10 protein-coding genes and 1 tRNA gene are annotated in these 13,085 nt (G+C 64.2%); 7 read left to right on the forward strand and 4 right to left on the reverse strand.

What is annotated here, in order from left to right; translation table 11 throughout:
* The first annotated feature begins 254 nt into the window (after positions 1-254).
* The 3 genes from G6P99_RS26645 (at position 255) to G6P99_RS26655 (ending at position 4,702) form a co-directional block, all read left to right on the forward strand.
* A complete protein-coding gene (locus tag G6P99_RS26645; protein WP_371261174.1) occupies positions 255-2,720 on the forward strand; it encodes a lytic transglycosylase domain-containing protein in 2,466 nt (821 codons plus the stop codon).
* A 229-nt stretch (positions 2,721-2,949) separates the two neighbouring features.
* Positions 2,950-3,043, forward strand: a tRNA-Ser gene (locus tag G6P99_RS26650).
* A 294-nt stretch (positions 3,044-3,337) separates the two neighbouring features.
* Positions 3,338-4,702, forward strand: a complete 1,365-nt coding sequence (locus G6P99_RS26655) for a matrixin family metalloprotease (protein WP_084518463.1) — start codon at positions 3,338-3,340, stop codon at positions 4,700-4,702.
* Positions 4,703-4,795: 93 nt separating this feature from the next.
* On the opposite strand, the gene G6P99_RS26660 is transcribed toward G6P99_RS26655, so the two are convergent.
* Positions 4,796-5,008 carry a hypothetical protein gene (locus tag G6P99_RS26660; RefSeq protein ID WP_029081080.1) on the reverse strand — a complete coding sequence of 71 codons (213 nt, stop codon included), beginning with the start codon at positions 5,006-5,008 and terminating at the stop codon, positions 4,796-4,798.
* A gap of 249 nt (positions 5,009-5,257) precedes the next feature.
* Positions 5,258-6,160 carry a transcriptional regulator GcvA gene (gene gcvA, locus G6P99_RS26665; protein WP_205751515.1) on the reverse strand — a complete coding sequence of 301 codons (903 nt, stop codon included), beginning with the start codon at positions 6,158-6,160 and terminating at the stop codon, positions 5,258-5,260.
* Between the two features lie 189 nt (positions 6,161-6,349).
* On the opposite strand from gcvA, the gene G6P99_RS26670 reads away from it, so the two are divergent.
* The 4 genes from G6P99_RS26670 to G6P99_RS26685 all read left to right on the forward strand — a co-directional run bounded on the left by G6P99_RS26670 (position 6,350) and on the right by G6P99_RS26685 (position 9,714).
* Positions 6,350-6,856 (forward strand): PaaI family thioesterase, encoded by a 507-nt coding sequence (locus tag G6P99_RS26670; protein WP_029081079.1) that lies wholly within the window; start codon positions 6,350-6,352, stop codon positions 6,854-6,856.
* 11 nt (positions 6,857-6,867) lie between these two features.
* Positions 6,868-8,115, forward strand: a complete 1,248-nt coding sequence (locus G6P99_RS26675; protein ID WP_165128991.1) for an MFS transporter — start codon at positions 6,868-6,870, stop codon at positions 8,113-8,115.
* 6 nt (positions 8,116-8,121) lie between these two features.
* Positions 8,122-8,877, forward strand: coding sequence for an AraC family transcriptional regulator (locus G6P99_RS26680; protein WP_029081077.1), 756 nt, complete (start codon positions 8,122-8,124; stop codon positions 8,875-8,877).
* Between the two features lie 72 nt (positions 8,878-8,949).
* Positions 8,950-9,714, forward strand: coding sequence for a sulfite exporter TauE/SafE family protein (locus G6P99_RS26685; protein ID WP_165123948.1), 765 nt, complete (start codon positions 8,950-8,952; stop codon positions 9,712-9,714).
* A 47-nt stretch (positions 9,715-9,761) separates the two neighbouring features.
* Here the strand turns inward: G6P99_RS26685 and G6P99_RS26690 are convergent, their stop codons facing one another.
* Positions 9,762-10,028: a hypothetical protein gene (locus tag G6P99_RS26690; RefSeq protein ID WP_029081075.1), complete on the reverse strand. Its 267-nt coding sequence runs from the start codon at positions 10,026-10,028 to the stop codon at positions 9,762-9,764.
* Positions 10,029-11,555: 1,527 nt separating this feature from the next.
* Complete coding sequence (gatB, locus tag G6P99_RS26695; protein WP_029081074.1) at positions 11,556-13,043, reverse strand: Asp-tRNA(Asn)/Glu-tRNA(Gln) amidotransferase subunit GatB; 1,488 nt, start codon at positions 13,041-13,043, stop codon at positions 11,556-11,558.
* Positions 13,044-13,085: the final 42 nt, after the last annotated feature.

Here is a 13,085-nt window from a genome sequence, read left to right on the forward strand (position 1 = left end):
TGTGCGACCGGCACCCGGTCGATGCGAAACGCCACGAAAGGCAATTCATATCGGGTCTGGCCGACAGGCGAAAGGGCCGCACCGTACCTATTCCCAGCCGGTTCCAGCCGCGATTTTGCCGTGGTGCTGGCGCAAACAGCCGCACCGGCAGACTTCTTAGTATTTTGTCCACGTTTTCAATCAAATAAGAAACCCATGTAAGAAACCCATGGCCCGAACGACCAGATGATTCGGGGCCGCAGAGGATTTCCGTGATCCGTTCCGCCCGCGCAGGCACTTTGCGATCGACGGCGCTGGCGACGAGCCTCGCGCTCGTTGTCGGCCTTGCCGTCATCACATCCGATGCATGGGCCGCCGCGGATGCGCCGGCAACACCGTCGGCTGCCGACAACGCCGCTCCCAAAGCCGCGACTCCCAAGGCCGCCACTCCCAAAGCCGCGGCACCGAAGTCTGCCGCTCCCAAGGCGGCTGCTCCCAAGGCCGACGCTCCCAAGGCGGCTGCTTCAAAGCCAGCCGCAACCAAGAGCGACTCCGCAAAGACCGACGCCGCGAAGACAACTGCGTCCGGCGCGGCCAAGACGGACGGTGCCAAGACCGTTCATCCCAAGACCACCGATTCCAAGAGCGCGGGGTCAAAGACCGACACGCACAAGACCGCCGCGCCCAAGACCGCCTCGCCAGCTTCGACGGGAAGTCTGCCGAAGAAACCGGCGCCCGCCAGCGTGGCCGCACCCGCGCTGGTTCCCGCGACCCGCCAGCATGCCGCCCCTGTCGTGCGCAAGCCGGTGGTGCCTGCGGCGGTGGCCGCGACATCGTCAACGTCGCAGTCGGACAAGGACGCGGTCGCCAACGTCGTCGAGCTGCTGCGCAAGCGCAGGCCTTCCGACGCCACCGAGGCCGAGGCCTCGATCTCCGATCCGGTCGCGCGCAAGCTTGCCGAATGGCTGATCCTGCGCAGCGAGGACAATGGCGCCTCGGTCGAGCGCTACCGCAGTTTCCTCGACGCCAATCCGAGCTGGCCTTCGCAGACCTTCCTGCGTCGCCGCATCGAGGCCTCGCTGTGGGACGACCGTCGCGACGATTCCGCGGTCTGGGCTTGGTTCCAGAATGAATCGCCGGTTTCGGCCAAGGGCCGGCTCGCGCTCGCCAAGGTGATGATCGGCCGCGGCGACCGCGGCAATGCCGAGCGCCTGGTCCGCGAGGCCTGGCGCAACGACGGGATGAGCGAGGACACCGAAACCGCCGCGCTCGATCTGTTCGGCTCGTTCCTCACCGCCGGCGACCACAAGGCGCGCATGGACACCATGCTCTACGGCACCGACAACGAAGCTGCCGGCATGCGCGAGGCCAAGCGGCTCGGCTCCGGTTACGTGGCGCTGGCCAAGGCACGTATCGCTGCGACCCGCAAGGGTTCGAACCTGCGCGCACTGCTGGAAGCGGTGCCGGACGAACTCTCCGGCGACACCGGCTATTTGTTCGCGAAGATTCAGTTGCTTCGCCGAGAGGAGAAATTCGCTGAGGCTGCGCGGCTGATGCTGAGTGCGCCGAAGGAGGCCTCCCGCCTCTACAATGTCGACGAATGGTGGATCGAGCGCCGGCTGCTAGCGCGCAAGATGATCGACACCAACGAGTTTCGCACCGCCTATCTGATCGCGCGCGACGCGGCGCTGCCGGCCCGTGACATCTACAAGACCGAGCAGGAATTCACCGCCGGCTGGATCGCGCTGCGCTTCCTCAACGATCCCGCCCTCGCCGCGCAGCATTTCGCGCGGATCGGCGTCGGCAGCGCCAACCCGACTGCGCTGGCGCGTGCCGGCTATTGGCAGGGCCGCGCCGCGGAAGCCGCCGGCCGCGGCCAGGAGGCACGTGCCGCCTATGCACGCGCGGCCGAACAATCCACCAGTTATTACGGACAGCTCGCGCGCGCAAAACTCGGCCTGCCGCAGATCGAGCTGAACAGCGCGCCGCGCGGCCGCGGCGCCGATCGGCTGGAGATCGTGCGCGCGGTGGCGCTGCTGTACGAAATCGACGCGCGCGAGCTCGCGATCCCGATCTTCGGCGACCTCGGCGACAATGGCGATCCGGAAGCGCTGGCCGGCCTCGGCGAGCTGACCGCACGCAACGGCGACGCGCGCGGCATGCTGCTGATGGGCAAGTCCGCGCTCAACCGCGGACTGCCGTTCGACCACTACGCCTATCCGGTCAACGGCATTCCGTCGTTCCGCCAGGTCGGGCCGGAGGTCGAGCAGAGCGTCGTCTACGCGATTGCGCGCCAGGAGAGCGCGTTCAATCCGGCCGTGGTGTCGCCGGCCCAAGCCTACGGCCTGATGCAGGTGACGCCCGACGCCGGACGTTACGTCTGCAAGCGCGCCGGCATCGGCTTCGACCTCAACCGGATGAAGACCGACCCGGTCTACAACGCGACGCTTGGCGCCGCCGAGCTCGGCGGCCTGCTCGAGGACTATCGCGGCTCCTACATCCTGACCTTCGCCGCCTACAATGCCGGCCGCGGCAGCGTGAAGAAGTGGATCGAGCGCTATGGCGACCCGCGCGATCCCAAGGTCGACGCGGTCGACTGGGTCGAGCTGATTCCGTTCTCGGAGACGCGGAACTACGTCCAGCGCATCATGGAGAACCTGCAGGTCTATCGCGCCCGCTTCGGCGGCGGGACCCGGTTGCAGATCGAGGCCGACCTGCACCGCGGCGCCAGCGTGGAATGACCCGGCGGGAGCGGTTTTCAACAGGCTTGCGACGGATCGCGGCCGAATCCCGACGCAACTCATTGTTATAATTAGAATTTCGTGCGATTTGCCGCGTCAGCGCCTCACGATTGGCGCTCCATATAAAGGCTCCAGGGCGGCCGTCGGCGCAGCTGCCACCAAATCACCTTGTCGCAATCTGAATCTGCCGCTTGCGGCTCAGCGCCCTCTCGGGCATATCGGCGCCATTGGAGACGTGGCCGAGTGGCTGAAGGCGGCGGTTTGCTAAACCGTTATAGGCTTGTAAAGGCCTATCGAGGGTTCGAATCCCTCCGTCTCCGCCATCGACTTGGTTGTCCAGCCCGGAGACATGGGTGACGACCTCGTGCCGAACGGGTTGTCGGTGGGTTGCAAGGATTTCTGCTCCAGGTCGAAATATCCGAGATCGCAGTGCGTGAAGCTGACGAGTCAAGTGCCCTCGTCGTCCTCCTTGATGCCGAGTTTCTCGCCAGCCAGGACGGTTGATCTCACAGGAATTTATTTACCCTTTCGGCACCACAAATCGGTCGAAATAAAACTCCGGAAGCGAAGTACCGCGATACTCGTTTCCGGGCGCGACGCAACAGGCAGGAAGCTCCATGACTGATTATAACTTGGAAGGTCCCGTCTGGTCGTCGAAGACCATCACGTGGAGCTTCGCGACGGTCAATTTCTCCGGGCAGCCTGACACATTCTCAACGTTCTTCCAGCCCGGTGAGTATGAACGGGAAATCATCGATGCCTTGAAGCGATGGTCCGCCGTTGCCGATGTGACGTTCGTCGAGGTGGCGGATTCTGCGAGCGTCGACATCCGTTTCGGACTCGGGACTTTTGACGGCCCTTACGGGATTCTGGCTGAGACATCGTACTACTACTCCAACGGCGACTTTCTGCCTGATGTCACAGTCAGCTTTGACCAGGCTGAAAACTACACGTCGTCCTCCAGCGGTTTGACGCTTTCGGGAGGAATAAGTTTCGAGGCCGTTGCAACGCACGAAATCGGCCACGCATTGGGCCTCGATCATTACACCGGCGGCCCGGCGATCATGAACCCCTACGCCAGCGCTGATATAACCAACCTGACGCAGTCGGACATCGATGGCATTCAAGCGCTCTATGGACCGCCCTCGAACCAACCGCAGGTTCCTGCAGGTGACATTGTCACCAACGGCACGGCGGCGAATGATGTTTTGCTTGGAGGAAGCGCGGCCGATGCGATCTACGCGCTCGCCGGTAACGATTATATTTATGCCTACGGAGGCAACGACCTTCTGTTCGGTGGCGATGGCCTTGACGTGTTGCTTGGTGGGATTGGAGACGACGCGCTTTATGGCGGCACGGGCTTCAATTACCTTTTTGGCGGCGACGGCAACGATACCCTTTCTGGCTCGGGGGGAGCCTCGCCGTCCGATGTCAACGTGATGTACGGCGAAGCCGGCAATGACTTCCTCTATGGGGGAACCGGCACCAACTATTTTTACGGCGGCGCTGGCGCCGACACCATGTTCGGTGGCTCCGGTCTCAACATCTTCATCTCGTCAGGCGAGAGTGATGGAAACCTCATCTATGGGGGTTCGGGCCAGAACTACGTTTATGGTTCGAACGGCGGGGACACGGTGACCGGCGGCAGCGGCGTCGACGTTTTCCTTATGGGATCAGGCGCAGATGTAATCAGCGGCGGCGGTGGCGTTGATTATGCGTGGGGCGGCGGCGGCTCGGATACGTTCAACATCAGCGATGCCAACTCAGAGATCATGGTGATACAGGACTTCAACACAGGCGGTGTCCACGACATCTTGAGCTTCACCGGGACCTCCCTGCATTCCTTTGCCGATGTGCAGGCCGCCGAGTTCTATTCGCCAGGGATCAACACGACCATCATCACCGACGCGGCGGGCAACGCTGCCTGGTTGATCGGCCTCGCCCCCGGACAACTCAACGCCAGCATGTTCAGCTTCGCTTAGGAAGCTCGATCGCCGATGTTTGTCAGGCCGCGATGCACGGTGCGCCGCGGTCAAGGCAACGCCGTCGAAAGCATGAATTGAACCCCACCGACGTCAGCCGCCGCCGCGGGTGGACGGATCGAGATTTCGGTTCTCGCCCGGCGGGATCGGCCCGTAGCCCGGATAGACGTAGTGGCCCGGAGGAGCCACCTGCTCGCTTGGACCGGTGGTGACGTGCTGTCGCACGCGGCGGTGATGTGCCGTTGCGGCGTCGGCGGCGGCGCTCCACAGCATTGCCAATAGTCCCACCATCAAAGCAGCACGCATCGCCTTGGCTCCGGTTCTCCGTAATATGATGCGCCGACCGCAAGGCCGCCAGCGTTGGCGGCCTCACGATCGGTCACATCGACGGGATTGAGCCACGATCTGCGTCGCGCTCAGGCGCGCCGCATCCTCAGCAGCGGCCGCGGAAAGGCCTGCGCGCCGGCGACGCCGAGCAGCGCGAGGCCGCCGCCGATGACGTGGAAGGATCGGACCGGCTCGCCCAGCATCACGATCGCGGCCGCAGCGAGACGGCTATCGCTCCGCAGCCGCCGACTGGGCCATCGGCCCCAGGATCCACTCCCTAAACGCCGCGATCTTCGGAAGCCCCTGCCTGTTGTCGGGGCAGACGAGATAATACGCGAACTCCTCCAGATGCACGGTCTCGAGCAGCTGGATCAGTTCGCCGCTCTCGATCTCGTTTGCGACCATCGCCGCCGGCAACAGGCCCGCGCCCTGCCCGGTCAGCACCGCCTTCAGCAGCAGACCGCTGTCATCGAACGAGGGTCCGCGCGGCGTGCGCACCTCCGCAATGCCATTGGCCTGAAACCACAGGCTCCACCCCTTGCGATCGGCGTCATGCACCTGCGGCCAGCCGGCGAGCTCGCCTGAAGATGTCGGCCGCCCGAGACGCGCAACCAGCGACGACGAGGCCACCACCACCATCTCGACCGTGACGACGCGGTCGCTGCGCAGCCCCGGATAGCGGCCGAGGCCGTGGCGCACCGCGACGTCGACGCCGCTGCGCGAGAAATCGACCAGCGTGTTGCTGGTGACGATCCGCAGATCGATCTCGGGATGCGCATCCTGAAACGACGCCATGCGCGGCACCAGCCAGGCCGACGCGAAGAACGGCGTGACGCTGACCGTCAGGGTGCCGACATCGGTCGATGCAGCGACGCGACGCGACGCATCCACGATCTGGCGAAACGCATTGCGGATCGACGGCAGATAGTCGCGCCCGGCGTCGGTGAGATAGATGCCGCGCGGCACCCGTTCGAACAGTTTGACGCCGAGATGGGCTTCGAGCGTCTTGAGCATCTGGCTGACCGCGCCCGGCGTCACGCACAGTTCCTCGGCCGCGAGCTTCACCGAGAGATGGCGGGCGGCGGACTCGAACGCCTTGAGCGCGTTCAGGGGTGGGAGCCGGCTCTCCATGATTTAGATTTTCTAATCTCAATCCCCCAGCAAATCTGGTTTGCCAACTCGGGGCTTCCGGGCGCTCTATCAGCCTATCCTATGGCTGAAAGCCGCGTCAACGCAGGGAAACCCGGACCATAAGAATTAGATTTTCTGATCCTTAGCTACGGCGTCCGACGCGGCATTCGGCCCCCATGGAGCAGCGACATGACTGAGGTTCCACACAAGCTCGCCCTGCATGAGATCGACCCGGGTGGCCACGCCGGCAGACTGGTCGATCGCATCAACGCGTCGCAGGTCGGCAGCCTGCCCGGCACATTGGAGTTTCAATGGCTCGAAGCAGGACGCGGCCAGATCCGCGGTCGCTTCGACATCGCCGCAAAACACTTCTCGCCGCACGGGCTGCTGCACGGCGCAAGCCTCGTCGCATTGGCCGACACCGCGTGCGGGTTCGGCTGCCTTGCGTCCTTGCCGGACGGCGCCATCGGCTTCGCCACCTCGGAGTTGAAGACCAACTTCATCGGCGCCGCGCGCGAAGGCGGCGTGAGCTGCGAGGCCCGTCTCGTTCATGGTGGCCGCACGACCCAGGTGTGGGATGCCGAGATCAAGAGCGAAGCGACGGGCAAGACCATCGCGCTGTTTCGCTGCACGCAGATGCTGCTCTACCCGCCGGGAAAGACTGGCGGTCACGCGGCACCGGGAGAACGATCGTGAGCAATGCCGCCATGCACGCCGGTTATCAAAAAGCAAAACCGTTCTACGGCTGGTATGTCGTCGCCGCAGCCTTCGTCGTGACCTTCATCGGCTTCGGCAGCGCCTACACTTTCTCGTCCTTCGTCGAGTCATTGCAGCGGGAGTTCGGCGCCTCGCGCGGCTCGGTGTCGCTGGTGTTCTCCTTTGCGGGCTTCCTGTATTTCGGCCTCGGCGTCGTCTCCGGCCCGCTCGCCGATCGCTGGGGCGCGCGCAGGCTTGCTGGCCTCGGAATGGCGCTGGTTGGTGTCGGCATGGTACTGGCGGGACAGGCGGCGACCATCCTTCAGGTCTATGCCGCCTACAGCATCGGCATCGGCGCCGGCGTCGGCTGCGCCTATGTCCCGACGCTGGGCGCGGTGCAACGCTGGTTCGTCAGGCGGCGCGGTTTTGCATCGGGCCTCGCCGTCAGCGGGATCGGGGTCGGGACGCTGGTGATGCCGCCGCTCGCGACCTGGCTGATCACAAGCCTCGGCTGGCGTGATGCCTATGTCATGCTGGGCGTTGTCGCCGCCGTCGCCGGCATCGGAGCATCGCTCCTGATCGCCGACGATCCGCGCCGCTACGGCACAGGACCGGATGGCGATCCGCTTGAAGCGGTTTCCGGCGCGCCGCTGCGCCAGGGCGTCTCGATCCGCGGCGCGGTCAAGACCGCCCGCTTCGCCGGGCTTTATGCGGCCTGCCTGATCAGCGCGTTCGGGGTGTTCGTGCCCTTTGTGCATCTGGTGCCCTTCGCCGTCGACCATCAGGTGGCGCCGGCGCTCGCCGTGCTGCTGCTCGGGATGATCGGCGTCGGCAGCACCGCCGGCCGCTTCTTCCTCGGCGGCATCGCCGACCGGGTCGGCCGCGATGCGTTCCTGATTGCGATGTACATCGGCATGGCCGTCTCGCTGGCGATCTGGGCGATCGCCGGCAGCTTCTGGTTGCTCACCGTGTTCGCGCTGCTGTTCGGCGTATTCTATGGCGGCTGGGTTGCGATCCTGCCTGCCGTGGTCACCGACCATTTCGGCGGCCGCAATGTCGGCGGCGTCATCGGCATCCTCTACACCAGCGTCGCGGTCGGAACGCTGCTGGGACCGAGCGCCGCGGGCTTCGCCTACGACGTCAGCCACAGCTACTTCATTCCGGTGGCGATCAGCGCGGCCGCCAATGTGGTCGCAGCGCTGATCGCGATGGCGACGATTCGGACCTCCTCGCCGATCGCGTCAGTCGCGCAGCATTGACGCCTCATGAGACGGTCGCCGCTCGACCATGCTACGCTCGCGATCATGCACTTCGCCTCGCCCAATGCCTGGAATTACCGGCCAGCTGACGATGCCGGCATCGTCGAGCTGGCATCGTGGCGCGGTGCCGGCTCGCTTGGCCTCAGGCCGCATTTCCATGACGAGAGCCAAATCGTGCTGGTGCTGTCGGGGTCGCGCGCCTTCCGCATCGACGGCACGACCGTGACGGTGCCTGCGGGCCATGCCGCGCTCATTCCGGCGGGACTGCTGCATGCACCGATCGCGACACCGGACGAGGAAACGGTCTGCCTGAACGCGTATGTTCCGGCGGGCCGCACCTCCTCATCGCTGCGGGTCATCAGCGTCGGGGCTCGCTGGCAACGCGTCGACCAGATATTGCCCGAACAGATCCTCGAGATCGCCGACGACATCCTGTCCCGCGAACCGTCCCACTCGGCCGGCCTCGCCGACAGGACGACGCTCGGCGTCACCCTGACAGAAAGTGCCGGGCCGATCGGCGCCATCGCCGCAGGCTTCGGGCGAAGCCGCGAAGGCTTCAGCCGCATGGTGAGGCGCGAGCTCGGCGTCTCACCGCACGCCTTCCGGGTGCTGAGCCGGCTCAATCTTGCGCGGCAATTGCTGCGCGCGGGCGAACCGATCGCAGCAGTTGCGGCCGATACGGGGTTTTCCGACCAGAGCCACCTCACCCGCCTGTTCCGCCGCACCTTTGGAACCACACCGGGCGTCTACTGGCGCGATTGAAGCGGCGTCGCAGACGTTCCAGACCGTCCGGCGCCACACCCGCTAGCCTGTTCACCCTGCAAGGGGTGAAGGATGGACATCGAGACAAGTCTTCTGCTGCTCGCGGCCGGTGTCGCGGGAGGCATCATCAATGCGCTGGCGGGCGGCGCGACGCTCATCACGTTTCCGGCGATGCTGGCGGCAGGCCTGCCCGCTGTGATCGCCAATGCGTCGAATGCGGTGGCGATCTCGCCGGGGCATCTGATCGCCGCGCTCGCCGACCGCGGCAGGCTGCCGCCGCCGACACTGCGCACGATCAACTTCGTTGCCGCCTCCACGCTTGGCGGCGCAATCGGCGCCGGGGTCCTGTTGCTGCTCCCCGAGCGGCTGTTCGTGCTGCCGGTGCCGGGCCTGATCGCGTTTGCAACGCTGCTGTTTGCCTTCGCGCCGCAGATCCAGAGCTGGACCGTCGGGCGGCAGACGAGCGCGGCCTTGCCCTCGACCGGCGCGAGCAGTGCTGTTCTCGGGTTGGCGTGTGTCTATGGAGGTTTCTTCGGCGCCGGACTCGGCGTCATCCTGACCGCGGTGCTGTCGATCACGGAGCCCAACGACATCCGGGCGATCAAGGCGTTGAAGAACCTGCTCGCGACCTGCGTGTCGCTCGCCGCCACATTGATCTTCATCGTGCAGGGAGCGGTGCGCTGGCCGGAAACGTTGGTGATGCTGGTCGGCGCCATGATCGGCGGCTATGCCGGTGGCTATTTGATCCGGATCCTTCCCGCGGCCATCGTCCGGCAGTTCGTGCTCGTGGCCGGAGCCGTGATGACCGTGGTCTACGCCGCGCGCTACTGGTTCTAGATGGAGCGAGGGAGCCAAGGCTGGCTCCCGGCTCGATTTTGGTCGAGTTAGTGCGTCGTCATCCAGGCGCGGGCTTCGCGCTGGGCGGCCGCGATCTCGACATCGGACATCTGCTCGGCGACTTCGCGGCGGTGCGCGATCGCGTCGGTGCGTCCCTTGAGCGCCGCCAGGTTGAACCATTTGTGCGCCGCGACGAGGTTGACCACGCCGGAGCGGCCGCTCGCCCAGTACATGCCACGTTCGAACAGCACGTCCTGGATCGCAGTCGCAGCTACCGGGATGGCACTGTCCTGATCGATGACCCCCTGAAACATTGTCGTCATTCCCCTTTTTGTTGTTGGCCGCCCTCCCCCGAGCGCGGCCCCCGTCCACTGTTGAAACACCCTGTTATGTCAGGGCTGATCTATGGATCATGCCCCGCGCTGATCCCTGGGATCACCGCTCACCGTTTGCCGGCTTGTTGGGATGATCATGGCCCATCAAATTTGAAGAGCGGTTTAAGTATCGCGATGAACGGGATGTAAATCGGCGCCGCCAAGCGGGTTTCCCGGAATCGTAGAAGTGCCTGTGCCGCAGGCATTTCCATGCATTCGTGAACGCCGGTTTACCCTGGTGTTTTGGACAACGATAACCATCGCGGCCAATGGCCGACGCCGCCGGCCGCTCGCAGCGGCCATCCGTTTCAAACTTTTACGGAGGGGCCGCAGGGGGGCGCAGATCCCGGCCGACGATCCGCGGGACGTTGAGCGCGATCGGCGCGGGCGCAAACGAACGCGAGGCCGTGCGACCGAACGTCAATCCAGAACTGGAATGGGGAAATGGGTGCCGGGGCGCGAACTGCGCAGGCCGCCGGAACGAGGGGGTCGGCGAACACGTCAGGACCAGATTTCAACTCGGCATTCTCGCCGGTGAAATTGCGGAACCAAGCAGGCTCCGCACCGAACGAAGAAATCTCTGTTTCTTCTGCCGGACCGGTTTTGGGAAGGTTGCCCTCTCCGAAATTCGATCCAGCCGTTTGACCTGATGTCTCGCCGACACCCTCTTTCGTCAGCCAGAGCCTGGGGGTGGGATGTGCCTCTCAGCAGTCCGTCCGGTGGCTCTCGCGACGTGCCGGCATAAGGCCGCCGGCAATCCTCTCAAGGCGAGAGGGTTACTTCTTCTTGGCGACCTTGCGGGTCTTCTTCGCAGTCTTCTTCACTGCGCTCTTCGCCTTCTTCGCCTTCTTTGCCTTCTTAGCCATGTTGCCCTCCGGTATGTGAGATGGCTCTCTACTTCGCTGCGTGCACTCGGGAATCGATATGCACTACTTCCCGAATACACCAACGGATTAAAAAAAACAGTGTCCCGCTTAAGGAAGTGTTGACGCAGCGATGGTCGTACGCGCAGCGCGCGTCGCCGACCAAATCGACGATGCATTCGCGCGACGATGCAAGAAACGCAGCAGCGGCCGACATCGGCATTTGTCAACGTTACAGGAAACGCCTTTATTGCAGGCTCTTTTTGAATTCGCATTCAGTCAATCAACGCGCGATCGTCGTTGCGTTGAGTCGCGAGCTGTGACGAAAAGCGGCGCGGCGCGGGCGCCGAGTCGCAACTTTTGGCAACGAAAAATATTTCGTGGGAAAGATGGCTTTCGCCTCGTTTGAGGTCATCCAGACCCGATTCCGGACGAATCGTGGCTCCGACGATTCGGCGCCGAGGAGCGTCGTCACCACCGCGGACGGAGGGTGTGAGCCAAGATCACGCCGCGTTCACGCGCGCGCGACGACACCAAAGGTGACGGGATGAGAGCATGATCCGGTTGGATCATGCGCCAAGGACAACATCATTGTCCTGTTCGTTCAGATGCCGAGCTTGGACTTCAATAGCTCGTTGACCGCCTTCGGGTTCGCCTTGCCGCCCGACGACTTCATCACCTGACCGACGAACCACTGAAGGGCAGCGGGCTTCGCCTTTGCTTGCTCGACCTTGTCGGGGTTGGCCGCGATGATGTCGTCGACCACCTTCTCGATCGCGCCGAGGTCGGTGACCTGCTTCATGCCGCGCGCCTCGACGAGCGCGCGCGGATCGCCGCCCTCTTGCCACACGATCTCGAACAAGTCCTTGGCGATCTTGCCGGAAATCGCTCCCTCGCCGATCAGATCGACGATCGCAGCGAGTTGCTCGGCCGACACCGGCGAGGCGGCGATCTCGACGCCTTCCTTGTTGAGACGGCCGAACAGTTCGTTGATCACCCAGTTGGCGGCAAGCTTGCCGTCGCGTGCCTTGTCCGCAAGACCTGACAGCACCGTCTCGTAGAACTCCGCGCTCTCGCGCTCGGCCACCAGCACGCTCGCATCGTAGGGCGACAGACCGAAGCCCGTAATAAACCGGGACTTCTTCTGGTCCGGCAGTTCCGGCAGATGCGCCTTGAGATCGTCGACGAAGGCCTGGCTGAACTCGAGCGGCAGCAGATCGGGATCGGGGAAGTACCGGTAGTCGTGCGCCTCTTCCTTGGAGCGCATCGAGCGCGTCTCGCCCTTGTTCGGGTCGAACAGCCGGGTTTCCTGGTCGATCGAGCCGCCGTCCTCGATGATCTCGATCTGGCGCCGCGCCTCGTACTCGATCGCCTGGCCGATGAAGTTGACCGAGTTCATGTTCTTGATTTCGCAGCGGGTGCCGAGCGCGGCCTCGCCGTAACGGCGCACCGAGACGTTGACGTCGGCGCGCAGGCTGCCCTTCTCCATGTCGCCGTCGCAGGTCCCGAGGTAGCGCAGGATCGAGCGCAGCTTGGTGACGTAGGCCTTGGCCTGCTCGGCGTCGCGGATGTCGGGCTTGGAGACGATCTCCATCAGTGCGACGCCGGAACGGTTGAGGTCGACATAGGACATCGTCGGCGACTGATCGTGCAGCAACTTGCCGGCATCCTGTTCCAGATGCAGCCGCTCGATCCCGATGGTGACGCTACGGCCGCCGTCGAGCTCGAGCGACACCTCGCCCTCGCCCACGATCGGCGACTTGTACTGGCTGATCTGGTAGCCCTGCGGCAGGTCCGGATAGAAATAGTTCTTGCGGTCGAACACCGAGCGCAAATTGATCTTCGCGTTCAGCCCGAGACCGGTGAGCACCGCCTGGCGGACGCACTCCTCGTTAATCACGGGCAGCATGCCCGGCATCGCGGCGTCGACCAGCGAGACATGGGTATTGGGTTCGCCGCCGAATGCGGTGGATGCGCCGGAGAACAGCTTTGAGTTCGAGGTGACCTGGGCATGGATCTCCATGCCGATCACGACTTCCCAATCGCCGGTGGCGCTCTTGATCAGTCTGTGCGGGGCGGCAGGTGCGGTCATGGGTCTCGTTGTCCGGATAAGGTGATATCTGGGAAGCATTGG

Origin of the sequence: Bradyrhizobium sp. 6(2017) (assembly GCF_011058295.2) — a bacterium.
Taxonomy (GTDB): domain Bacteria; phylum Pseudomonadota; class Alphaproteobacteria; order Rhizobiales; family Xanthobacteraceae; genus Bradyrhizobium; species Bradyrhizobium septentrionale.

Coding starts and splice junctions, on each gene's coding strand:
- gatB (WP_029081074.1), bottom strand. CDS start 13,043: ATGACCGCACCTGCCGCCCCGCACAGACTGATCAAGAGCGCCACCGGC.
- G6P99_RS26660 (WP_029081080.1), bottom strand. CDS start 5,008: ATGCGTGCTGCTTTGATGGTGGGACTATTGGCAATGCTGTGGAGCGCC.
- G6P99_RS26675 (WP_165128991.1), top strand. CDS start 6,868: ATGCACGCCGGTTATCAAAAAGCAAAACCGTTCTACGGCTGGTATGTC.
- G6P99_RS26670 (WP_029081079.1), top strand. CDS start 6,350: ATGACTGAGGTTCCACACAAGCTCGCCCTGCATGAGATCGACCCGGGT.
- G6P99_RS26690 (WP_029081075.1), bottom strand. CDS start 10,028: ATGTTTCAGGGGGTCATCGATCAGGACAGTGCCATCCCGGTAGCTGCG.
- gcvA (WP_205751515.1), bottom strand. CDS start 6,160: ATGGAGAGCCGGCTCCCACCCCTGAACGCGCTCAAGGCGTTCGAGTCC.
- G6P99_RS26655 (WP_084518463.1), top strand. CDS start 3,338: ATGACTGATTATAACTTGGAAGGTCCCGTCTGGTCGTCGAAGACCATC.
- G6P99_RS26680 (WP_029081077.1), top strand. CDS start 8,122: ATGAGACGGTCGCCGCTCGACCATGCTACGCTCGCGATCATGCACTTC.
- G6P99_RS26685 (WP_165123948.1), top strand. CDS start 8,950: ATGGACATCGAGACAAGTCTTCTGCTGCTCGCGGCCGGTGTCGCGGGA.